The organism is Rhodococcus tibetensis (assembly GCF_024438035.1).
GTDB lineage: Bacteria > Actinomycetota > Actinomycetes > Mycobacteriales > Mycobacteriaceae > Rhodococcus_F > Rhodococcus_F tibetensis.
This window is the reverse complement of record NZ_JANFQF010000001.1, coordinates 348,370-370,708: the sequence shown is the minus strand read 5'-3', so window position 1 is coordinate 370,708 and position 22,339 is coordinate 348,370. Positions and strand designations below refer to the sequence as shown.

The 22,339-nt window shown below is 64.9% G+C and carries 21 protein-coding genes and 4 tRNA genes; 11 read left to right on the top strand and 14 right to left on the bottom strand.

What is annotated here, in order from left to right:
- Window positions 1-6: 6 nt before the first annotated feature.
- On the bottom strand, window positions 7-885 hold the full coding sequence (locus NOF53_RS01830) for an oxidoreductase (RefSeq protein WP_255965257.1): 879 nt from the start codon (window positions 883-885) through the stop codon (window positions 7-9).
- Between the two features lie 40 nt (window positions 886-925).
- Window positions 926-2,908 carry a CocE/NonD family hydrolase gene (locus tag NOF53_RS01825; RefSeq protein ID WP_255965256.1) on the bottom strand — a complete coding sequence of 661 codons (1,983 nt, stop codon included), beginning with the start codon at window positions 2,906-2,908 and terminating at the stop codon, window positions 926-928.
- A 191-nt stretch (window positions 2,909-3,099) separates the two neighbouring features.
- Between NOF53_RS01825 and NOF53_RS01820 the strand changes: the two genes are divergently transcribed.
- The gene (locus NOF53_RS01820; protein ID WP_255965255.1) at window positions 3,100-4,017 is read left to right on the top strand and encodes a pseudouridine synthase; all 918 of its coding nucleotides are present in this window, start codon (window positions 3,100-3,102) and stop codon (window positions 4,015-4,017) included.
- A 22-nt stretch (window positions 4,018-4,039) separates the two neighbouring features.
- Here NOF53_RS01820 and NOF53_RS01815 read toward each other — a convergent pair whose 3' ends face one another.
- On the bottom strand, window positions 4,040-4,609 hold the full coding sequence (locus NOF53_RS01815) for a transglycosylase family protein (RefSeq protein ID WP_255965254.1): 570 nt from the start codon (window positions 4,607-4,609) through the stop codon (window positions 4,040-4,042).
- A 288-nt stretch (window positions 4,610-4,897) separates the two neighbouring features.
- Here NOF53_RS01815 and NOF53_RS01810 point away from each other — a divergent pair, with 288 nt between their 5' ends.
- Complete coding sequence (locus NOF53_RS01810; protein WP_255965253.1) at window positions 4,898-5,779, top strand: universal stress protein; 882 nt, start codon at window positions 4,898-4,900, stop codon at window positions 5,777-5,779.
- Between the two features lie 8 nt (window positions 5,780-5,787).
- Here NOF53_RS01810 and NOF53_RS01805 read toward each other — a convergent pair whose 3' ends face one another.
- Window positions 5,788-6,516: a VIT1/CCC1 transporter family protein gene (locus tag NOF53_RS01805; RefSeq protein ID WP_255965252.1), complete on the bottom strand. Its 729-nt coding sequence runs from the start codon at window positions 6,514-6,516 to the stop codon at window positions 5,788-5,790.
- Window positions 6,517-6,657: 141 nt separating this feature from the next.
- On the opposite strand from NOF53_RS01805, the gene NOF53_RS01800 reads away from it, so the two are divergent.
- The gene (locus NOF53_RS01800) at window positions 6,658-7,440 is read left to right on the top strand and encodes an SDR family NAD(P)-dependent oxidoreductase (RefSeq protein ID WP_255965251.1); all 783 of its coding nucleotides are present in this window, start codon (window positions 6,658-6,660) and stop codon (window positions 7,438-7,440) included.
- Window positions 7,441-7,456: 16 nt separating this feature from the next.
- Window positions 7,457-8,521: a lysylphosphatidylglycerol synthase transmembrane domain-containing protein gene (locus NOF53_RS01795; RefSeq protein WP_255965250.1), complete on the top strand. Its 1,065-nt coding sequence runs from the start codon at window positions 7,457-7,459 to the stop codon at window positions 8,519-8,521.
- Window position 8,522: 1 nt separating this feature from the next.
- Here NOF53_RS01795 and NOF53_RS01790 read toward each other — a convergent pair whose 3' ends face one another.
- From NOF53_RS01790 to NOF53_RS01770, 5 genes are all read right to left on the bottom strand, one after another.
- Window positions 8,523-9,176 (bottom strand): TetR family transcriptional regulator, encoded by a 654-nt coding sequence (locus NOF53_RS01790; protein WP_255965249.1) that lies wholly within the window; start codon window positions 9,174-9,176, stop codon window positions 8,523-8,525.
- Window positions 9,177-9,372: 196 nt separating this feature from the next.
- A tRNA-Phe gene (locus tag NOF53_RS01785) sits at window positions 9,373-9,449 on the bottom strand.
- Between the two features lie 66 nt (window positions 9,450-9,515).
- Window positions 9,516-9,589: transfer RNA gene (locus NOF53_RS01780), tRNA-Asp, on the bottom strand.
- A 94-nt stretch (window positions 9,590-9,683) separates the two neighbouring features.
- A tRNA-Glu gene (locus tag NOF53_RS01775) sits at window positions 9,684-9,756 on the bottom strand.
- 98 nt (window positions 9,757-9,854) lie between these two features.
- Window positions 9,855-10,511, bottom strand: coding sequence for a TetR family transcriptional regulator (locus NOF53_RS01770; RefSeq protein WP_255965248.1), 657 nt, complete (start codon window positions 10,509-10,511; stop codon window positions 9,855-9,857).
- 317 nt (window positions 10,512-10,828) lie between these two features.
- On the opposite strand from NOF53_RS01770, the gene NOF53_RS01765 reads away from it, so the two are divergent.
- A tRNA-Lys gene (locus tag NOF53_RS01765) sits at window positions 10,829-10,901 on the top strand.
- A 49-nt stretch (window positions 10,902-10,950) separates the two neighbouring features.
- Here NOF53_RS01765 and NOF53_RS01760 read toward each other — a convergent pair.
- The gene (locus NOF53_RS01760; protein ID WP_255965247.1) at window positions 10,951-11,535 is read right to left on the bottom strand and encodes a TetR family transcriptional regulator; all 585 of its coding nucleotides are present in this window, start codon (window positions 11,533-11,535) and stop codon (window positions 10,951-10,953) included.
- A gap of 126 nt (window positions 11,536-11,661) precedes the next feature.
- Here NOF53_RS01760 and NOF53_RS01755 point away from each other — a divergent pair, with 126 nt between their 5' ends.
- Both NOF53_RS01755 and NOF53_RS01750 read left to right on the top strand, forming a co-directional pair.
- Window positions 11,662-12,135 carry a DUF4334 domain-containing protein gene (locus tag NOF53_RS01755; RefSeq protein WP_255965246.1) on the top strand — a complete coding sequence of 158 codons (474 nt, stop codon included), beginning with the start codon at window positions 11,662-11,664 and terminating at the stop codon, window positions 12,133-12,135.
- 48 nt (window positions 12,136-12,183) lie between these two features.
- A complete protein-coding gene (locus NOF53_RS01750) occupies window positions 12,184-13,272 on the top strand; it encodes an NAD(P)-dependent alcohol dehydrogenase (protein WP_255965245.1) in 1,089 nt (362 codons plus the stop codon).
- Between the two features lie 10 nt (window positions 13,273-13,282).
- Here the strand turns inward: NOF53_RS01750 and NOF53_RS01745 are convergent, their stop codons facing one another.
- Window positions 13,283-13,870: a hypothetical protein gene (locus tag NOF53_RS01745; protein ID WP_255965244.1), complete on the bottom strand. Its 588-nt coding sequence runs from the start codon at window positions 13,868-13,870 to the stop codon at window positions 13,283-13,285.
- Window positions 13,871-14,341: 471 nt separating this feature from the next.
- On the opposite strand from NOF53_RS01745, the gene NOF53_RS01740 reads away from it, so the two are divergent.
- The 4 genes from NOF53_RS01740 (at window position 14,342) to phoU (ending at window position 19,444) form a co-directional block, all read left to right on the top strand.
- Entirely contained in the window at window positions 14,342-15,298 is a 957-nt protein-coding gene (locus tag NOF53_RS01740) for an acyl-ACP desaturase (protein WP_255965243.1), read from the top strand.
- A gap of 79 nt (window positions 15,299-15,377) precedes the next feature.
- On the top strand, window positions 15,378-16,520 hold the full coding sequence (gene dusB, locus NOF53_RS01735) for a tRNA dihydrouridine synthase DusB (protein ID WP_255965242.1): 1,143 nt from the start codon (window positions 15,378-15,380) through the stop codon (window positions 16,518-16,520).
- Between the two features lie 119 nt (window positions 16,521-16,639).
- Window positions 16,640-18,667: an LCP family protein gene (locus NOF53_RS01730; RefSeq protein WP_255965241.1), complete on the top strand. Its 2,028-nt coding sequence runs from the start codon at window positions 16,640-16,642 to the stop codon at window positions 18,665-18,667.
- A gap of 81 nt (window positions 18,668-18,748) precedes the next feature.
- Window positions 18,749-19,444, top strand: coding sequence for a phosphate signaling complex protein PhoU (phoU, locus tag NOF53_RS01725; RefSeq protein WP_255965240.1), 696 nt, complete (start codon window positions 18,749-18,751; stop codon window positions 19,442-19,444).
- A 60-nt stretch (window positions 19,445-19,504) separates the two neighbouring features.
- Here phoU and pstB read toward each other — a convergent pair whose 3' ends face one another.
- Genes pstB through pstC form a run of 3 tightly spaced genes read right to left on the bottom strand, consistent with a single transcriptional unit; the run spans window position 19,505 to window position 22,310 of the window.
- Window positions 19,505-20,281 carry a phosphate ABC transporter ATP-binding protein PstB gene (gene pstB / locus NOF53_RS01720; RefSeq protein WP_255965239.1) on the bottom strand — a complete coding sequence of 259 codons (777 nt, stop codon included), beginning with the start codon at window positions 20,279-20,281 and terminating at the stop codon, window positions 19,505-19,507.
- A gap of 31 nt (window positions 20,282-20,312) precedes the next feature.
- Window positions 20,313-21,221, bottom strand: coding sequence for a phosphate ABC transporter permease PstA (gene pstA, locus NOF53_RS01715; RefSeq protein ID WP_255965238.1), 909 nt, complete (start codon window positions 21,219-21,221; stop codon window positions 20,313-20,315).
- Between the two features lie 3 nt (window positions 21,222-21,224).
- A complete protein-coding gene (pstC, locus tag NOF53_RS01710) occupies window positions 21,225-22,310 on the bottom strand; it encodes a phosphate ABC transporter permease subunit PstC (protein ID WP_255965237.1) in 1,086 nt (361 codons plus the stop codon).
- Window positions 22,311-22,339 lie beyond the last annotated feature (29 nt).

Sequence of the window (22,339 nt, the reverse complement as noted above, 5' to 3'; positions counted from 1 at the left end):
CGTCGGTCACCCGAATGTGTACTCGACGCCCGTCAGGTTCTCGGACAACGACCACAGGGCGCGCGCGGTGTTCTCGTCCCGCGATTTCTTGCTGGACCCGACCACCTTGGGGTGGCCACGCTGCTCGAACAACCCGTCCGGCCCGAGGTAACTCCCGCCTGCCACCCCGGGAGCGGTGGCCGCGTACAGCATCGGCAGTGCCCCCATCTCCGCCGACTGCGCAAAGATCCGGTTGCCGACGGCCATCAGCTTGTCCTGAATCGACTCGGTGTGCGCCTGCAGATTGGTCGATGCGTACCCCGGATGTGCGGCCACTGCCTTGACCGGTGACCCCGCCGCGGCCAACCTGCGCTGCAACTCGTAGGTGAACAGAAGATTCGCGAGTTTCGACTGTCCGTACGCGCTCCACCGGTTGTACTTGCGGTTCTCCCAATTGAAATCGTCGAGGTCGATGGATCCCATCTGATGTGCCGCGCTCGACATCGTGACAACCCGGTCGGTGATCTTGCCGAGGAGTAGGCCCGTGAGCGCAAAGTGGCCGAGATGGTTTGTGCCGATCTGCATTTCGAAGCCATCGGCAGTTTTGCGTTGTGGAACGGCCATCACACCGGCGTTGTTCACCAGCACGTCGACCGAATCGATGCCGCCGGCGAAGTCCCGAACCGAAGCCAGGTCGGCGAGGTCGAGCCGGCGAACCTCGGCATTGTCACCGATGGTGCGCGCGACCGCGTCACCTTTTGTGGTGTCGCGGCAGGCGAGGACGACGTGAGCGCCCGCCTTGGCGAGTGCGCGCGCAGCCACCTCCCCCAATCCACTGTTGGCACCCGTGACGACGAACGTCCGGCCCTGCTGATCCGCGATGTCCGCTGCTGTCCACTTGGTCATGAGGGCAACCCTACGGATGTCGGGACGCGACGGAAACCCGTCACCACGCCGTCGCTCCGACCAGCGGAAGGTTGACGAAACTCGGCCTGTCCGACGACAACCGGACGTGCTGCGGTTTCAACTGGCTGTCCGCGAGCATCGGCCCGAGCGGCAGATACCGTGGAATGCTGCTCGCGTACACGTCGACCCGCAGCCGGTGTCCGGGCGCCAAGACAGCATCGGTGGGCACGAAGTTGATGTCCACGGGTGTGACCTCCCCGGGCACGAGGGGCTGGCGGGTTGCCACCGTCAGGTAGTGATGAGGTTCGGTGTAATCACCGTTCGGCGACTTCGTGCTCTGCGAATCGTCCACCGCACGCATCGACGCGGTGAGCGCCCCATTGGTCAAGGTCGTCGACGTACCGTCGGGGGCGACGTCGTTGAGTGTGACCGCCCAGAAACCGTCGGTGGCGTCGAGCACCGTCTCGAGATGCAGGTTGACGGGCCCCGACAACTCGGTGGGCCGGGTGACGGGAGCGCTGGTGAATGTGAGGCCTTCAGCCTCGTTGAAACGCGAGTCCCTGGTGCATGCCGTTCCGAAGATGACGGCGGCTCCTGCGGTTCCCTGCGCGCCGTCACGCGAGCACAGCGCTCGCAGGCCGGGGGCCACCGTGAGGTTGGCGGAGTCGGCCGGCTTGTCCGCGACGAGACTGCCGTCGATCGCGGCGTGAGCCGCCGTGCCGCTCGGCGCGTTCGACAGGTACATCCGCTGGTAGTCGACGCCGGCCCGGGGGAACGATTCGGTAGTGGTCCATCCGTTGCCCTGCTGATACAGCGTGACGGGGCCGTACCTGTCGATGCCGTTGTCTGCATTCTTCAACCACTTGTCGTACCAAGCGCGTTCGAGGACGTCGAGGCGCGGCGGCGCCCCCGGCTCCCCGAACCCACCACCGAAGTTGATGTGGTAGGCGTCGCTCATGATCAGCTGCTTCTCGCCCGCCGGCAGGGGGATGTCGTTGTAGACCCGGGGCTCGCTGTTGGCGAAGATGTCGTGCCACGCGCCGTAGAGCATCGTCGGCACCTCGATGTTCTCCACCTGGGCTTTGCGCTCCTGGTAGAACTCACCGTCCTGCGCCACCCGCAAGGTACCGGGATCCAGGTCGTTCACGGTGGGCGCGGTCATGGCCTCGATAAGGGCTGGGAACAGCGTCAGAGGATCACGCAGCCGATCCTGGAGCCAGGTCTGATCGAACCGCCCCTGCGCGAGCGCCTGCACGTCGGGCACGAACTTGAGCCCGTTGACCAGCGAGAGCCAGAGGGGCATGAAACCGACGCCAAGTCCGTCTCCGGTTCCGACGATGTCGCGGAGCAGATCGTTTCCCGGTTCGGTGGGGAAGATCGCCTTCAGGGCAGGCGGCTGATGACCCGCGGCCTGCAGGGAGTTGATGCCTGAGTAGGACACACCACCCATTCCGACCCTGCCGTCGGACCAACTCTGCTTGCTCATCCAGTCGATGATCTCGACGGAATCCCGCTGCTCGACCGGGCCGAGTGCCTGCCACTCACCTTGTGAGAAACCGGTGCCCCGAGCATCGACGACCACCTGCGTGTACCCGTTCTGCACGAGGTCGCGGTTGACGCCGAAGACACGCATGCCGCCTCCGGACAGCACTTTCGCGGCCTCGGTGATACCGTCGAACGGCGTCCCTGCGAGGTTGTAGGTATTCACCAGGTCGACGACAGTGTCTTCCAGCCCCGGCACCGCGAGCACGGAGTCGACGACATTGCCCACCAACTTCGTATACGGCGTGACATTGAGCACCGCGGGCATCTTGGTGTCGATCGGTTTGCCTGCCGCGTCGGCGGGGCGATAGACGTTGGCCTTCAGCACCGTCCCGTCGCTCATCGTGATGGGCACGTCCCAGTCGATCGCGACGACCGGATAGGCCGGCGGCGCGTCGACGGCGGCCAGCCACTGAACGGCTGCGGCTCCCCCGGTCGGGTCTGCCGATGCCGTCGGCGCAACAGCGATCCCCACTGCCATTGCTACCGCGACTGCCGATATCCCTGGTCGAAACGCCCAGCGACGCACGATCACCTAAAACCCCCGTGAACTCTCCGATGACGCGCCTCAAAGGCCAGGGTGGCCCGCGTCACAAACTTACCGGATAGTAACCATGGGTTCCGCGCCAGGTCAACGCCGGGTTACGGAGGAGCTCCACTACCGTCGATGGCGTGCCTGATGCCCCGCTTCCTGTTCGTGACGGCCTCAACCCGACGCGGTTGAGGCTGCCGGACGACGGACCGTGGCCCACCGTCCTCGAGTACCTCGTCGGCCGCTTCCCTCACGACGAATTCCGGCTCCGCGAGAAGGTGGCCGCTCGGGAGGTGGTCGACGAGAAGGGAGGCCCGGTCACCGAGTCGACGGCGTTCGTTCCGCGTAGGGACGTCTATCTCTACCGGGATCCTCCGGTGGAATCGCGGGTGCCGTTCGAGATCGAGATCCTGCATCGCGACGAGAATCTGCTCGTCGTCGACAAGCCCCACTTCCTGGCCAGCACACCCCGCGGCGCATACATCGTCGAGTCCGCACTCGTACGGTTACGCAGAGACCTCGGCCTTCCCGACCTGACGCCCGCACATCGGCTGGATCGCCTCACCGCAGGAATTTTGATCTTCACAGTGCGACGAGAGGTCAGGCGGGACTACCAATCGCTGTTCGATCGCCGTGAAGTGCGCAAGGAGTACGAGGCACTTGCCCGCTACAATCCCCACCTGAACCTGCCGGCAACGGTCCGCAGCCGCATCGTCAAACAACGCGGCGTCTTGAAGGCTTTCGAGGCGGAAGGGTCCGCGAACAGCGAGAGTCGCATCGAACTGCTCGAAATCCGCGGGGACGCCGCGCGTTATCGGCTACTCCCGCATACCGGCAAGACACACCAGCTGCGGTTGCATATGAGTGCGCTCGGCATCCCGATCTTCGGCGACAATTTCTACCCCGACTTCTATGACGTTGCCGGGGACGATTATTCGACTCCGCTGCGCCTACTCGCACGCTCCGTCGAATTCACCGATCCCTACTCGGGCGCGCACCGCCGGTTCGTCAGTGAGCGGACCCTCGACTGGCCGACGTCGCCTCTTCCGACGCAATGATGCTCGGCTGCAAGGTCGTCAGTCACTCCTGAGACGCCACCCTCTGCTCGAACACCGGACCGGACCCGTTCTGCTCCGCGAGCTTACGGGCGCTGTCCAGAGCTTCCTGCGCCGCCGCCTTCACCGCTGCCGATCTCTCGGCGGGAGTGAGATCCCCGTCGGGCACCGGTGCCGCGTCCGGAGCCTCGGTTTCTTCCGGATCCTCGGTCGGATCCGGTATCTCGGAAGCTTTCGGTATCTCGACCGGCTCGGTGGGCTCCGTGAGATACTGGCCGCAGTCCGGCCAGGCACCGACACCCTGGCTCTTCAGCACCGTCTCGGCGACACGGATCTGCTCCGCCTTACTGGCTTCCGACGGATCCCCCTTCCCGCCATGGGCTTTCCAGGTCTCCGGCAGAAACTGCAGACCACCGTAATAGCCGTTTCCGGTGTCGATCGTCCAGTCGCCGCCGCTTTCACACTCCGCGACAGCGTCCCAGTTGTGCGGCGCCGCAGACGCAGTTCCAGCGCCCAGGCCCAGCGGAACGGTTACGGCTGCGCCTACCGTGGCGATCCAGCCGAGGGCACGTTTCTCGATGTGGCATGTGGTCATGTCGAGTCCTTCCTCTCCGCACTTGCGGACGTGGTCGGCTTCTCCCCGTCGTGACCTCCTTTCGACACCTGTGAGGCAGAAGTGAAGTACAGAGGTTCGACTATCGTTTCGGGACAGCTGAATCTTCACAGTTCGAGATTTTCGATGCGGTTTCGAAGCCGTGTCGTGACGATGACGTTACATCGTGGCGGTGGGTCCGAAACGTCCGGAAACAGGGCACTGCGGGCCCGGCAATAGGGCACTGTGGACACCGGAAGTCGAGTACCGCCGGACCGAAGGGAACCAGACGTGAGCACACCTGCCAGCCATTCCGTCGTCGTCGGCCTCGACGGATCCGCCGCCTCCACAGCCGCCGCCACGTGGGGCGCCGCAGTCGCAGCGAAATGGGGCGCCACACTTTCACTCGTCCACGCGTTGCCGCAGGACGGTCCGCTGTACAGCCCGGCGTCGATCATGCTGGAATCCCAGTTCCTCGGCCAGTTGCGGGAGGACGGCGAGGCCATCATCGGCACTGCGAAGGCGCTACTGGGACAGCAATATCCGGACCTCGAAATCGAGACCACCATCAGCCCCGGGCCGGCGGGCACGGCGCTGCTCGAAGCCGCCGACTGGGCCCGGCTCATCGTGCTGGGTTCGACGGGAGCAGGCGCGTTCCGTTCGGTTCTTCTCGGGTCGACGGCGCTGCACGTGGCCAATCGCGCGGAATGCCCGGTCGTCGTGCTGCGCGGCGAAGGAAGCCCGCCGGACGAGCGTCCCGTCGTGGTCGGAGTCGACGGCAGCGAACTCAGCGGTGACGCGGTGTCGCATGCGTTCGAGTTCGCCTCCTTCTTCGGTGCATCCCTCGTCGCGGTACACACCTGGCAGGGCTCCCCGACGTTCGGAGCGGGCGGCACCGGCATGTTGGTCGACTGGGACGCGGTGAAACAGGAAGAAGCCGCGGTCCTCTCGGAGGGCTTGGCCGGTGAGTCGGAGCGATATCCGGACGTCCCCGTGACGAAGGTGGCTCAGCAGGGTGCCGCCGCGGACGTCATCCTGCAGCATGCCGCAGGCGCCCAGATGATCGTCGTGGGCAGCCATGGCCGCGGGCCCCTTCTCGGCGCTCTGATGGGATCGACGAGCCAGAACCTGCTCCATCACGCCACCGTTCCGGTCATGATCTGCCGAAGCTGAGACGCCGGCTACGTGATGCTGGTGCCCACCAGCTGGCCGATCCCGTAGGTCACCAGCATTGCGAGTGCGCCGCCGAGCGCCACCCGCAGCACGGCGCGGCTTCGCCGAGCGCCACCGAGGGCAGCACTCACCGACCCGGTGAGGGCCAGCGCGAGCAATACGGCCAGGAATGTCACCGGGACGCGAAGATGCACCGGCGTGAGAAGGATTGCCATCAGCGGGATGGCAGCACCGAGGGTGAAGGACAGCGCCGAGGACCCGGCAGCCTGCCACGGATTGGTCAATTCGTCCGGGTCGAGACCCAACTCGACGTCCACGTGCGCGGCGAAGGCATCGTGCTCGGTGAGTTCGCGTGCTACCGTGCGAGCGGTGTCTTCGCGCAACCCCTTTCGCTTGTAAATCCCCACGAGCTCTTCGAATTCGGCATCCGGCGTTTCCGAGAGTTCCCGTCGTTCCATCGACAGCAACGCCCGTTCCGAGTCGCGCTGCGTACTCACCGAGACGTATTCGCCGAGAGCCATGGACACTGCACCGGCCGCCAGACCGGCGAAACCTGCGGTGAAGATCGCCGATCGTTCGGTGGTAGCTGCCGCGACACCGATCACCAGCCCGGCCGTCGACACGATGCCGTCGTTCGCACCGAGTACCCCGGCCCGCAGCCAGTTGAGGCGACCGGCCAGGCTGGGCGAGTGCGGTTCCACAGCAGGATGCGAGGACTCGGCTCGATGTGCGGACATGGGTTCAGGCTAAGTCGGTGCGGGCCCGCCGGAAAGCGAGGCAAGGCTGCGCTCTCGCTTACTTCACTCGCCGACCAAGCAGTTGCTAGGTTAGTGGCGGCTCGACCCCGACCAGGCTCGTCCCGACCCTTTGGAGTCCTCATGGCGACACCCGGCAACAGCACTCCCACACGGCAACTGTCCGCGCTGGTCACCGGCGGCACCGGCGGTATCGGTTCCGCCATAGCGCGGCAGCTCGCGGACCTCGGGCACCACGTGGCCATCACCTACCGGTCCAACGCGGATGTCGCGGCAGACCTGGTGACCGAACTCGAGCACCGCGGCGTCAGATCCGCAGCCTTCTCCACCGACCTCGTCGACGAACCTCGCGTCGCCGAGGTCGTCCGGCAGACGGTCGAGCACTTCGGCGGGCTCGACATCCTGATTCACGCAGCGGGACCGCACATTCCGATGGTCCACCTCTCGCAGATCACGCCGAAGGATTACGCCGTCCATCTCGAACAGGAAGCTGTCGCGTTTTTCACCGCCGTCCGCGCCGCCCTCCCGGCCCTACGGGAATCCGCAGGCTCCGTGGTCGCGGTCACGACCGCCGCCACCAGCCGCTACCCCGTCCGCGACGGTCTCTCGGCAGGCACCAAAGGTGCTGTCGAGCAACTGGTCAAGGGGTTCGCGGCCGAGGAGGGTCGCTTCGGAGTCCGCTTCAACTCGGTCGGCCCGGGCATGCTGACCGACGGAATGGCGCAGCGCCTCATCTCTTCAGCCGATCTCGACCAGCGCGCCCTCGACGTGGCCATGAGCCGCATCCCGCTTCGCCGTTTCGGCACGGCCACGGACATCGCCGAGGCAGTGTGTTTCCTGGCGAGTGACCGTGCGGGGTTCATCACCGGACAGAAACTCGACGTCGACGGTGGATACACGGCGTAACAGGCCGCCATGTGTAATGGAGGCATATGACCGACGCCGAGGACACCCGCACAACGCCGCGCGGGCGTCGGATCGCGTGGGTGTCGGCGCCCTGCTCGTCGTAGTACTCACCGTCGAAGCAGTTCTGATCTGGCCGGATCTCTCGGAGAGCGTGCGCAATCTCGGTGACCTCCACTGGGAGTGGGTTGCTGCGGCGGTCGTGGCGTCACTGGCGTCGATGTCGAGCTTCGCGCGTGTGCAGCGGTGCCTGCTGGGCGTCGCCGACGTCCACATCCGTCAGAGCCAGTCGTTGTCGGTCACCTTCGCGGCGAATTCATTGAGTGTGACTCTCCCCGGTGGCCCGGTTCTCGCTACCACCTTCACCTACCGTCAGACCCGGATCTGGGGTGCAACACCGGTCGTCGCCACCTGGCAGCTGGTGATGGCAGGGGTTCTGCAGGCGATCGGCCTTGCCGTCGTCGGTCTGGCCGGCGCCCTTCTCGTGGGCGCCGAGACCAACCCGTTCTCCCTCGTGTTCACGTTCGGCGGTCTCTGCGTTTTCCTCGTCGTGGCCCAATATGCGGCGTCGCGGCCGGACGCCCTCGAAGGTGTGGGCATCACCGCTCTCCGGGCAGTCAACTCACTGCGAAAGAATCCGGCAGTGACCGGGGTCCGACAGTGGAAGCACATCGTCGACCAGATGGGTGCCGTACGGATGGAGCGCCGCGACACGGCCCGCGCGTTCGGATGGTCGTTGTTCAATTGGGTCGCCGACGCCTCGTGCCTGGGGTTCGCGTGTTACGCCATCGGCGGGCAACCCGCACTCGCCGGGCTCGCCGTCGCCTACGCTGCAGGCAACGCCGCCGGTTCGGCGATCCCGCTTCTGCCCGCCGGGCTCGGGGTCATGGATGCCGTGCTGGTCCCCGCACTCACCGCCAGCGGAATGACCGGCGCCGAGGCGGTGTCGGCGATTGTCGTCTACCGGCTGGTGAGCTTCCTGCTGATGGCGGCCATCGGCTGGGTCGTGTTCGCGCTGAGGTTCCGCGGTGCGCAGCAGAACGATGAGGGACCCGACATTCCACCGCTGTGGGGTAAGGCGTAGATCAGCCGCCCAGTCGCCGGAACACGAGGCGGACAGCCAAACTGAGGTGGGCTATCACCTCGTCCACCGAGATTCGACCGGCCACCCACGACACCAGGCTCGACATCCAGACGTCACCGATCACGCGTATCGCGTTCAACTGGTCGTCCGAAACCTTTTCGACACCGATGGTTTTGGCGAACATCTCGGTCATCAACGCGCCGAAGGCGTCCAATTCGGCCGAGGCCGACGCGTCGGCGAACATGAAGGCCCGAACCAGCGCCTCGTATCGCGGACGGTCCTTCTCCAGTACTTCGGTGTTCTTCCGGAGAACGAACAGGATCCGCTCGGAGGGAGTGTCACCGGGAATCACGACGTCCTCGAAGCGAGCGCGCATGCCCTCGAACACCATCAGGAGCCCCATGACCAACATGTGGTTCTTCGACGGGAAGTACCGGTACACCGTTCCGAGGGCAACCCCGGCCCGATCTGCGATTGTCCGCATCTGCACGGCGTCGTAGCCGCCCTCGGAAGCGAGTTCCATGGCCGCCGCGACGATGCGCTGATAACGCTCCCGCTGCGGTGCCTTCGCTGCCCGTGAGGGGAGTTGTCCGTGACGCAGCAACGACAGCAGTCCGTCGCGGCCCGTGGTCAACGGCTCTTCAGCAGTGCTCATGGAGGTCAGCCTAGCGACTCACCGGACGAGCTCACCCCTGGCGGCAATCCGATCGGAGCGCGAACCGTTCCTCGCCTTCCGCCCCGGCGAGCGCTGCGTGGCTCATCAACACGAGAGACCTTCGACACGTTGCGGCATCGTTCGACGTCGGAATGAAAAAACTCCGCTGTCGATGATCCGACAGCGGAGTGTGACTTGGTGGCCAGGGCCGGGATCGAACCGGCGACCTTCCGCTTTTCAGGCGGACGCTCGTACCAACTGAGCTACCTGGCCGGACGGCACCGGAACCGAATGCCTATCGCATTGCGTATCCGATACTGGGTACCGGATACGCATCTGCGACCCTGACGGGACTCGAACCCGCGACCTCCGCCGTGACAGGGCGGCGCGCTAACCAACTGCGCCACAGGGCCTTGCTTGTCCTGCTGTGCTTCACGAAGTGAAGCGATACTGCGTGTCACTTTTACTGCCGTCGAACCATACCGCATGCTCGACACCGGTCAAACGTACCCCCTACGGGATTCGAACCCGCGCTACCGCCTTGAAAGGGCGGCGTCCTAGGCCGCTAGACGAAGGGGGCCCGTCGGATTTCTCCGAACCAGTACCTCAACGGCGTTCCGTTGGGAGCTTGGATAGCTTAGGACACGGATCGAGAAAATCCCAAATCGCCAGGTCACGCTACAATTCGGGCAGTTCGGAACCGCATTCGGGCCAGCCCTGCTCGGCGAACTTCGCGAGCCATTGCTCGGATGCCATGGCCGCGAGGACCACTTCGAGTGATTCCTCGAAGCGCTCCGCCAGATCGCCCTTCAGTTCCGTCAGGTCCGACATGTACCGCTGACCGGCCAGCGACGCCGCCAACACCCGGGTGAACTTCTCCGTGTCGGCGCCCTCCCGCAGCAGCCCTTCATTCTGGGCACGGATGGCGAACTCGTAGGCAGTGCGGCCCCACACCTTCGACCCGCCGGATTGCACGTCCGCATAGAACTCGGGCTCGATGATCAGCCGGAACTCGGCTTGAACGATGACGCTGACGTGGAAGAGTTTGGCCAGATCGACGACGAGGCAGTGCAGCGCTTCGAACGGGCCGAGGTCGGTGCGGCGTGTCCAGCGTTCCGTCAAGCCGGTGAACTGCTCCACACCCGCCTGCAGTACAGCCCGGGCGAGCTCCTCCTTGGACTGGAAGTGGAAGTACATCGCCCCCTTGGTGGCGTTCGAGCCCTCGAGGATCGTGTTCACCGATGCAGCGGCATAGCCGCGCCTGGCAAATTCGATCGCGGCCGACTCCACCAGTGCCGCGCGAGTACGTCGCGCACGCTCCTGTTGACGTGCCATGGCGGTAGATCCCTCTCCAGCTGTTCTGGGCTCCGACGTTCAGGAACGCGAAGTCTCACATAACAGTATGCCCGTTTTGAAAAAACCGACACAACAGTCTGTCCGCTATGAAAATTGGCACTGGAGCCAACTTCGGGAACTTTATGAGCCTCTAAACCGACCTCTGCCAAAAACACACCGAGTGGTATAATTTGGTTCGGCTCGGGTGCGCTGCAGGGGGTGCGCACCCGAGCCCATCTGTCGGTCTGAAGGCGGCACCGCGTTTCGGGGGGTGCTGTTCTCATTCCGGCGGACCGCGCACTAGACTCTGGCCGCGCGCCCCTATAGCTCAGTTGGTAGAGCTACGGACTTTTAATCCGCAGGTCGTAGGTTCGAGCCCTACTGGGGGCACTATTCCCCTTACTCGGCGTCTTGCCGAGTAAGGGGTTCAACGTCCACTTCACGGCTCGGCGTCCGGCACCGCAATCAGTCGCCGGACCGCCTCCACAGCGGTCTGCCTTCGTTCCGCGACGCCGCGCCGGGCCGACCTTCCGTTCTGCAGCGCGGGACGGGACGCCGCGAGCGTGCGAGCGATGTCGGTGATCACCAGAAGCAGCTCGCCGGCGTTCCACGACGAGTCGATGAACCCTGCTTCCTGGCCGCGGCGAATCTCGGCGATCTTCGGCCGGAGGGTACGAATCCGCACATCGTCCTCGCCGCCTGGTTCTGGCATCTCCAGATCGGCCCATTCCTGCAGCCTCGCATTTTCGGGGTGAGCCAGGTAGTTGTCGAACAGCCGGCCGACGTAGCCGGGCAGGTCGTCTCCGCGCAGTGCCGTCTCTTCTGTCGTTTCGGCGATCCACTGGTGCGAGACCGCATCGAAGAGCGCTTCCTTGCTGTCGAAGTAGGCGTACAGCCGATCCTTACTGGCCCGCGCCGCCGCCGCGATGCGATTGATCCGCGCCCCGGCCACTCCGTGGCGAGCGAACTCCTCCTTCGCTGCAGCGAGAATCCGCTCCCTCGTGGCTTCACCGGCTGAACGCATACGGACATCCTAAATTGGCCGTTGCCGAACTATCTGGTTCGGCGTAACCTCCAGGCTTGACGAACTGAATGGTTCGCGAACGTCGCGTCGAGCGTAGACTCCACGCGCTCTCCCGAAGGACTGTCCATGGACCTCGATCATGCCCGCAGCACGTTCAGCACTCTCCGCCGACTCGAGAGCGGCGTATCCCCCGACGACCTCGATGCCGTGTGGGCGGCTCTCGACACGGTGCGCGCCGAGGACATCCTCGGACAGTGGAAGGGTGACGACTTCGCCACCGGACATCGTCTCCACGAGAAGCTGTTCGCGAGCCGTTGGCACGGGAAGACGTTCAACTCGCTGGACGATGCCAAACCCCTCATCTGCCGCGACCCGGACGGCAATCTCTTCTCCGATGTCGCGAGCGGCAACGGGGAGGCAAGCCTGTGGAACATCGAGTTCCGGGGTGAGGTGACCGCCACGATGGTCTACGACGGCGCGCCCATCTTCGATCACTTCAAACGGGTGGACGAGTCGACCTTGATGGGCATCATGAACGGCAAGTCCTCACTCGTCCTGGACGGTGGACAGCACTACTACTTCCTCCTCGAAAAGGACTGAGGCGGTGACGGATCGACGAATTCCACCAGCGACACCGAGGACGCCCCCATGCTGATGAAGGCGGCACTTTCCCGTGGCCCCGAGTACCCCTTCTCGCTCGAGACGGTAGAACTCGATCGAGCACGTCCCGACGAGGTAGTAGTGCGGATCGTCGCCACCGGCCTGTGCCACACGGACCTCTTCGCCAAGTCGGTGCTTCCGGCCGCACTGGGGCCTGCAGTTTTCGGGCACGAGGGCGCCGGAGTCGTCGAGGAGGTGGGCGCACTGGTGGAGACCATTTCGCCGGGCGACCACGTGGTGCTCACCTATCGGCACTGCGGCGCCTGTCGGCAGTGCCGTGGCGCGAATCCCGCCTACTGCGAACGCGCACACCAGCTCAACAGTTCGGGAAGCCGACCGGACGGATCGACGACGATCACGCTGGACGGCGAACGTGTGCGGGGTGCCTTCTTCGGCCAGTCCAGCTTTTCCGAGTACGTCGTGGCGACGGCAGACAACGTGGTCGTGGTGGACAAGTCCGTGGATCTCATCACGGCCGCGCCCTTCGGGTGCGGGTTCCAGACGGGCGCGGGCGCAGTGCTGAATGTTCTTGCACCGGAGGAAGATTCGAGCATGGTGGTCTTCGGCGCCGGAAGCGTCGGGTTCGCAGCCCTCCTCGCTGCCCGCGCGAGGAGGGTTGCGACACTGTGCGCCGTAGACCCCCTCCCCGCGCGACGTGCCCTCGCCGAGGAGTTCGGTGCCGTGTCCATCGATCCGACCACCCAGGACGTTGCCGCGGAGATTCGCGCACTGACCGGTGGCGGCGCCACCCACACACTGGATACGACGGGAATTCCCACCGTCATCGGCCTGGCCGTCTCAGCCCTGCGGGAACGAGGCACCGCGGTAGTGGTCGGACTCGGCGCACCGGAAGTGACGGTGGACATCCAGGACTTGATGCGCAAAGGCAAGACTCTGCGCGGCTGCATCGAAGGCGACTCGTCCGTGCAGTCCTTCATTCCGCAACTACTCGCCCTGCATTCGGAAGGGAGGTTCCCCGTCGACCGGCTCATCACCCGATACTCGTTCGAAGACATCAATCGCGCCGTGGCCGATCAGGCTTCGGGCAGCGTCGTCAAACCGGTATTGGTGTGGTGATCGGCATTCCTCAGCGTGCGGAGGGCGCCTCGCCGGTTCCTGTCGCCGTGCCCTTCGGGTTCGCATCAGCGCGGAACTCGGCCAGGTCCTCACCACGCTTGCGGTAGGTGTACGTGAGGCCGATGACGCCGAGGAAGACGATGACACCGAGGATCGCCCCTGCCAGTGACGCCCCCCGGAAACCAGGCGCGTCCACGTCCATGATGCGTTCGCCCGCATGTGCCGCACTGTTCCCTCCGAGCACCACGCTGAGCGTCAGGAGGTTGGGCAGCGCGATGATCACAGCGACGACGAGCGCGACCACCTGCATCGGCTTGAATCGGCGCCGGCGGAACAATCGCCACGCCGCGCGGAACAGCAGGAGCGGAATGAGGGTGCACAGCGTGCCGAACAACAGCCCCCAGAGGATTCCGGCACCGAAGCTGCCGTCGGCCAGACCGCCGACATTCTGCGCCCACGCTCGCGGAAGATAGGCCGCCAGAATGAAGTAGGCGATAACCAGCACTACCAGGATCGCGGCGATCGCGATGGCCTTCCTGGCCCAGACCGGCAACCGAGGCTTCGCCGGCGTGGTGGAAGCGCTGCTGTCGGCCGTCATCGTTGATCCCCCTGCATCGGCACAGTTGCCATGAAACGATTGTTGGCTGTCCCGCCGCGCAGCGCAACCATGTGGCGACACCGACGACGAGAGGCCTCTTCTCTGGGTGTCGGGGTTCACATCGGCGCACGACACACCGAAGAATCCCGACACGAAACGGTCGGGAATCACCCCGCGAATGATTCGAGCGCATAACGACGACCTCGGAAAACGCCGCAATCTGTGAGGGCACACAATGCCCGGGCGACGGACGTGATGATTTTTCCCGCATAACGGCGCAGGTCACTACCTATCCGCGACTCCCAGTACACTGTTGTGTAACGGTCGGCCGCGCTGCGGCGACAGACCCCGGAGATTCGATTACGGAACCGTAACTTCGTCGGTCTCCGGCGCACCGAAGACGTTTACCGACGTACTTACGGTGCCGTAGGCTGAACGACAGTCACAGTGAGCTATATGGAGGCTAAACACATGGCGAGGGATCTGACCCAACTCGAACTGCTGCAGGAGCTGCTGCCGGTCGCAGAAGAGAACGTCAACCGTCACCTCTCCATGGCCAAGGAATGGCACCCGCACGACTACGTTCCGTGGGACGAAGGCCGAAACTTCGCTGCTATGGGCGGAATCGACTGGGACCCCGAGCAGTCGCAGCTCGACGAGGTCGCCAAGGCCGCCATGATCACCAACCTTCTCACCGAGGACAACCTGCCCTCGTACCACCGTGAGATCGCCGAGAACTTCTCGCAGGACGGCGCCTGGGGCACGTGGGTCGGCCGCTGGACCGCCGAGGAGAACCGTCACGGAATCGTAATGCGGGACTACCTCGTCGTTACCCGCGCCGTGGACCCTGTCCAGCTCGAGCGCTTCCGCATGGAGCACATGACGAACGGCTTTGCCTCCCCCGCCGATGTCGATGCCGGCTTCCTCCACTCCGTGGCCTATGTCACTTTCCAGGAGCTGGCAACCCGGGTGAGCCACCGCAACACCGGTAAGGCCTGTAAGGACCCCGTCGCCGACAAGATGCTGCAGCGCATCGCGGCCGACGAGAACCTGCACATGATCTTCTACCGCAACATGTGCGGTGCAGCGCTCGATCTCGCGCCGGACCAGGCACTCGAGGCGATCAACATGATCGTCCAGAACTTCCAGATGCCGGGCGCCGGAATGCCGAACTTCCGCCGCAACGGTGTACTGATGGCCAAGCACGGCATCTATGACCTCCGTCAACACCTCGAAGAGGTCGTCATGCCCGTCCTGCGCAAGTGGAACATCTTCGAGCGGTCCGACTTCACGGCCCGAGGCGAAGAGATCCGCGAGTCGCTCGGCGCGTTCCTCGAGAATCTCGAGGGCCAGGCCACCAAGTTCGAGGAGCAGCGCGACCGCATGCTGGCTCGCGAGGCCAAGAAGCGCGAGCAGAAGGCTTCCTAGTCGAAACAGCTATCCTGTGCCCGGTACCGGATTCGGTGCCGGGCACATTTTTTTGTCATCACTTTCCCAGAGGTCACCAATGTCATCCCTTCGAATCGGTTCGCTCGCGCTGCGCAGTCCGGTGGTGCTCGCTCCCATGGCAGGCATTACCAACGTCGCGTTCCGCACGCTGTGCCGGGAGCTCGAGACCGCGCGGGCGGGAAGCACGTCCGGCCTCTACGTCTGCGAGATGGTGACCGCCCGGGCCCTCGTGGAACGACAGCCCGCGACCCTCCACATGACCACGTTCGGGCCGACGGAAACGCCGAGGTCGCTGCAGCTGTACACAGTCGATCCCGATACCACGTACGCGGCGGCGAAGATGATCGTGGACGAGAACATGGCCGACCACATCGACATGAACTTCGGCTGCCCGGTGCCCAAGGTGACGCGCAAGGGTGGCGGCGCGGCCCTGCCGTACAAGCGCACACTGTTCAGCCGGATCGTCGCTGCCGCCGTCAAGGCCACCGAGGGCACCGACATCCCGGTGACGGTCAAGTTCCGGGTCGGCATCGACGCTGAGCACCACACGCATCTCGACGCCGGCCGCATCGCCGCGGCCGAGGGTGCCGCTGCCGTCGCACTGCACGCGCGCACCGCAGCGCAGCGGTACTCGGGTACAGCCGACTGGAACGAGATCGCCCGGCTCAAGGAACACGTCACGGACGTTCCCGTTCTCGGAAACGGTGACATCTTCGCCGCCGAGGACGCTGCCCGCATGATGGACCAGACCGGGTGCGACGGCGTCGTCGTCGGCCGCGGATGCCTGGGCAGGCCGTGGCTGTTCGCCGAGCTGAGCGCCGCGTTGAACGGCCAACCGCTACCCACCCCGCCCACCCTCGGCGAAGTCGCGGCCATCATCCGCCGGCATGCCGAACTCCTCGCCGCTCACCACGGGGAAGACAAGGGCCTCCGAGAGCTGCGCAAGCACGTCTCCTGGTATCTGCGCGGATTCCCCGCCGGCTCCGATCTGCGCGTGGCCATGGCCCTCGTCAGCACCCTCACCGAGCTCGACGACCTGCTCGCCCAGCTCGATCCGTCGATCCCCTTTCCCAAGGACGCCGAGGGTCCCCGCGGACGGCAGGGCTCGCCGGGAACTGTCGCCCTCCCCGAGGGCTGGCTCGACGACCCCGAGGACTGCCTGGTCCCCGCAGGAGCGGACATGATGCACTCGGGTGGTTAGGAGAGGGAAGGCGAGTCGCATCGCTTCCCGAGTGGAGCGCCGACGCTCGATAAGTACTATGACTGGAATCCGTCGGCGCCGACGGAGGTCCGGGTCGGCGGAAAGGGCAGGTTGTATCGGTGGGTGATGATCACACTTCGGATGCCCCGACGCCCGAAACTCGCGCCCCCTGGGAACGCCCTCTCGCCGATCAACACTATCGGGAGGCACAATCGGGACGGCAACGTCGACTTCCCCCCCGCCAGCCACCCCCGGAACTGCACACTCCTGAGCGTCCGGCTCCGTCCGACCGCCGTTCGCCGATAGAGCACTCGGACGCGTCGCGCCACGACAGCGGCCGCGCCGGCCGCCGCGCGGCAGGCGGACCTACGGAGGGCCTCTCCGTCGCAGACCTCGTCAAGAAGGTCGCCGGAGACGAACCGGGTAGGCAGGATGACCCGGACAAGACCGAGACGATCCCCCCCGTCGACGAGCGTCATCCTCCGCCCGGTGCCGTCCCCCCACGGAAGCCGACGTTCACTCCTTCACCTTCGGAACCTCCTACCGGTGACGCAGATACCGGCTGGCACGCCGACGCCGAGACCACCGCGACACCCCAGGTCGTCGGCAATCCGGCATTGACGCGTCTGGCGTTGAGCAAGAGCCGTCGACGGCGCCGCCTGCGGGCCGCGGGACGCGGGTTCGTGGCGTTGGTCGCAGTGATCGCGCTCGCCGGAACGGGAATCGTGTGGGGCTACCTACGTTCCACCGAAGGCAAGTTCGACCAGATCGCTGCCCTCGACACCGAGTCGACGGACATCGTCGACGCCGGTGGACAGACCGGTGACGAGACCTATCTCATCGTCGGCACCGACACCCGGGCCGGTGCGAGTGGTGCGATCGGTGCCGGAACCGTTGACGACGCCGAGGGTTCGCGCGCCGACACCGTGATGCTGGTCAACATTCCGGCCGATCGCAGCCGCGTGGTGGCGGTGTCGTTTCCCCGCGACCTCGATGTCGAGCGCCCGGTCTGCCAAGGCTGGGATAACGACACCGGGACATACAGCGAAGAAACGTTCCCCTCCGCCGAGGGCGACAAGCTGAACGCCACCTACGCACTGGGCGGGCCGAAGTGTCTGGTGAAGGTGATCCAGAAACTGTCCGGTCTGAAGATCGGCCACTTCGTCGGCATGGACTTCGCCGGTTTCGAGTCCATGGTGAACGAAATCGGAGGCGTCAAGATCTGCACCACCCAGCCGCTCGAGGACTACGTCCTCGGAACGGTTCTCCCGCAGGCCGGCACCCAGGTACTCGACGGTAAGACTGCACTGAACTTCGTGCGTGCACGTCATGTGGAGGCGGAAGGCAACGGCGACTACGGCCGCATCAATCGTCAGCAGCGGTTCCTGTCTGCGCTGCTCCGCGGAGCCCTGTCCAGTCAGGTGCTCCTCAACCCCGGCAAACTCAACGGGTTCATCAACGCCTTCACCCGGGACACGTTCGTGGAGAACATCGACACCAAATCGCTGGTCACCTTGGGACGTTCATTGCAGAACGTCGACGCGGGCGCAGTCACGTTCCTGACCGTCCCGACTGCAGGAACTACCGAGTGGGGAAACGAAATTCCGCGCACCGATGACATCAAGGCCATCTTCCGCGCCATCATCGACGACGCCCCGCTGCCCGGCGAGAAGCGAGCCGAACCGATCGAGGCCGCAGCGTCTGCCCCGACGCCGACACCGAGCGCACCTCTCTCCGTTTCTGCGGTAGACCCGGCCAGCGTGTCCGTGCAGGTGTCCAACGCTTCCGGCGAATCCGGGTTGGCCGCGACCACCGCAGACGCACTGGCGGCGCAGGGCTTTCAGATCTACAACGTCGGCAACTACACGGCCACGAGTGCCGAGACGGTCGTCCGGTTCTCCCCTGGGCACGAAGCGGAAGCTGCAACCCTCGCGTCGGCATTCCCGGGCGCGATTCTCGAGTCGACCTCGGGTCTGGGCACGGTAGCCGAGGTGGCGATCGGTTCGAACTTCTCCGGGGCGGTGGACGTACCGAGTGCAATCGACACTCCGCTGGACATGTCCAGGGTGCGTGTCGGCCAGCCGGAGGACGTCGAAATTCCCGCTGATCTCGCGGTGGTCAACGCCGGTGACGCGTCCTGCGATTGAGCGCTGATCAGGCACGTCGTTCACCCTGCGTTCACCCCGCGATCGTGACTTGGACTCCCGTGCACCGTAGGCTGTGACCTCATGCGCGTGGCTTACAACGAACAAATGACCGAGCTTGCCGACCTGCTCGGTGAGATGGCGGGGCTTGCGGGGGCCGCCATGGAGCGGGCCACCCAGTCACTGCTCCAGGCCGACCTCACCCTTGCCGAGCAGGTGATCGGAGAGCACGACCAGATCACCGATCTCAGCACCATCTGCGAGGAGCGTGCGTTCGCCCTCCTCGCCCTTCAGGCGCCCGTCGCCGGTGACCTCCGCTCCGTCGTCAGCGGAATCCAGATCGTCGCCGATATCGACCGCATGGGAGCCCTCGCCCTCCATGTCGCGAAGATCGCGCGCCGCCGACATCCGAATCACGTTCTGCCCGAGGAGGTCAACGGCTACTTCGCGGAGATGGGGCGCATCGCCGTCTCCATCGGTGCAGCAGCCCGTGAGGTTCTCGAGACGCGAGACCCCGAGCGCGCCGCACGTCTCCGGGAGGAGGACGAGGCGATGGATGACCTGCACCGGCACCTGTTCACCGTCCTCATGGATCGTGAATGGAAGCACGGCGTAGCCGCCGCTGTCGACGTCACCCTGCTGGGCCGTTTCTACGAGCGTTTCGCCGACCATGCCGTAGAGGTGGGCCGTCGCGTCATCTTCCTGGTCACCGGCAAGCTGCCCGACGAGACCGGCCCGGTCGCCGACGCCGACAACCTGACCACCTACCCCGAGACGTAAGAGCAATTCCACACACGAACGCCCCGACCGGAATCCGGTCGGGGCGTTCGTCGTTGTGCTCTATCCGAAGCGGCCCGAGATGTAGTCCTCGGTGGCCTTCTGTGTCGGGTTGGAGAAGATTTTCTCTGTGTCGTCGATCTCCACGAGACGGCCCGGCTTGCCCGTCGCCTCGAGGTTGAAGAACGCCGTCTGATCACTCACCCGCGCTGCCTGCTGCATGTTGTGGGTGACGATGACGATGGTGAAGTCCTTCTTCAACTCGGTGATGAGGTCTTCGATCGCAAGCGTCGAGATGGGGTCGAGAGCGGAGCAGGGCTCGTCCATCAACAGCACGTCGGGTGATACCGCGATCGCACGCGCAATGCACAGACGCTGCTGCTGACCACCGGAGAGGCCGCCGCCGGGCTTGTCGAGACGGTCCTTCACCTCGTTCCACAGGTTCGCGCCGCGCAGTGAGCGCTCCGCGACCTCGTCGAGGCGCTTCCTGTTGCGCTCGCCCTGCAGTTTGAGACCGGCCACCACGTTGTCCTTGATGGACATCGTCGGAAAGGGGTTGGGTCGCTGGAACACCATGCCGATGGTCTTGCGGACACCGACCGGATCGGTGCCGGAACCGTAGATGTCCTCGCCGTCGAGGAGGATCGAACCCTCCACGCGCGCACCGGGAGTCACCTCGTGCATACGGTTGAGGGTGCGGAGAACGGTCGACTTGCCGCAGCCGGACGGTCCGATGAAGGCAGTCACGTTCCGCGGGGGAACCGACAGCCCGACATCGGCGACGGCATGAAACTTGCCGTAGTAGATGTTGACGTCCTTGAGATCCAGACGCTTGGCCATTACCGGCTCCCTACTGATGTGTGTGTATGTGTCACTTGCTACGAACCTGTGAGAAGTGGCCGATGACCTTGGCCAGAACGTTGAGGACGGCGATGAGGAGAATCAGCGTCAGCGCCGCGCCCCAGATGCGGTTGGTGCCGGCATCGGTGGGGTTGTTCATCTCGGCCACCATGACACCGGGCAGTGTCCCCATTTCACCACCGAACAGATCGAAGTTGATGAAGGGTGCATAACCGACGAGGATCAGCAGCGGAGCAGTTTCGCCCATCACCCGGGCGAGGGCCAGCATGACACCCGTGATGATGCCCGGCAACGCAGTGGGAAGCACGATCCTGGCGATCGTCTTCCACTTCGGAACACCGAGCGCGTATGACGCTTCTCGCAGGTCCTGGGGAACGATACGAAGCATCTCCTCGGTACTGCGGATGACGACAGGGACCATCAGCAACACCAGCGCGAGCGAGACTGCGAATCCCGACTTCGGGAACCCGAAGGTTGCGATCCACAGCGCGTAGATGAACAGGGCGGCCACGATCGACGGGACACCGCTGAGAATGTCGACCATGAAGGTGGTGAGCTTGGCCAGCCGCGACTTCCGGTCGGCGTACTCGACGAGATAGATCGCCACGAAGAGGCCGAGCGGGATGGACAGTAGCGCGCAGACGAGTCCTTGCAGAATGGTGCCGATCAGCGCGTGGTACACGCCGCCGCCGGCAGCCGAAGACGTCAAGCCGCTGAGTGAGTGCGTGAACCAACTGGCCGAGGTCAGGGCGGGAATTCCCTTGGCGATCGCGGTGAACAGCACCCACACCAGAGGAACCAGCGCTACGAGCACGGCCAATGTGACGAGCACGGTCGCGGTCAGGTCCGTGACACGGCGCCGGGTGCCGACACCACGGAAGGTGGGCGCCTTGACCGGCTTGTCGAGGGTCGCGGTCATGGGTCAGTCCTTCTTTCCTGCGATCACGGCGCGGGCTGCGGCGTTCACGACGAAGGTGAGCACGAAGAGCACGAGACCGGCGGCGATGTAGGCGCCGGCCTGGATGTCGTTGTTGAACTCGGCGTACCCGAGGGCAATCTTGGAGGCGATGGTGGCGCCACCGTCGAACAAGGACCAGGAGAACGATTGCGACGTGGTCCGCAAGATCAGGTACAGCGCCATGGTTTCCCCGAGAGCGCGACCGAGGCCGAGCATGGAACCACTGATGTAACCGGACTTACCGAACGGGATGATGGTGGTCCGGACGACCTCCCACCGGGTGGCACCGAGCGCAAGCGCCGCCTCGATGTGCGCGGTGGGCGTCTGGACGAAGACTTCCCGGGTGACCGCGGTGATCACCGGGAGGATCATCACACCGAGCACGATGCCCGCGGTGAAGATGGTGCCGCCGCCCAGAATGGATCCGCTACCGGTCGCGAACAACGGGAACCATCCAAGATTCTCGTTCAGCCACACGGCGAACGGTCTGATCGCCGGGGCGAAGACGAGGAGGCCCCACAATCCGTAGACGATCGACGGCACCGCGGCGAGCAGGTCGATCACGTACGCCAGCGGGCGCTTGAGCCAACTCGGTGAGTATGCCGTGAGAAAGATCGCGATCCCGAGAGCCACCGGCATTGCCAGCACCAACGCGAACACCGACACCAGTACGGTCACCTGGAAGAGGTCGAGAACCCCGAAAGCCATCGCATTGATGTCCACGGTGACCCACTCGCGACTGGTGAGGAAGTTCACCTCGTTCCTGCTCAGAGCAGGAACCGCGCGCCAGACCAGGAAAATGCCGATCGCCCCGATGAGAACGGAGACGAATATCGCCGAACTGGTGGCGAGTGAGCGGAAAACTCGGTCTCCGGGCCTGGTTACCGCCTTGCCGGGCGTCCCTCCCGCCGAAGTCGGGGTCGGGGTCGGGGTCTCGGCCTGGGTAGAACTCAACTCGGCCTCCGTCGTGCCGTTCGGACCGCCCACCCCGGCGCCGCCGGAAGCGGCGCCGGAGGTGCGAGGTGCTGATTCGGTGGGCGCTTCACTCATCTGCGCTCGCATTCCTTCTCGTCAGAATA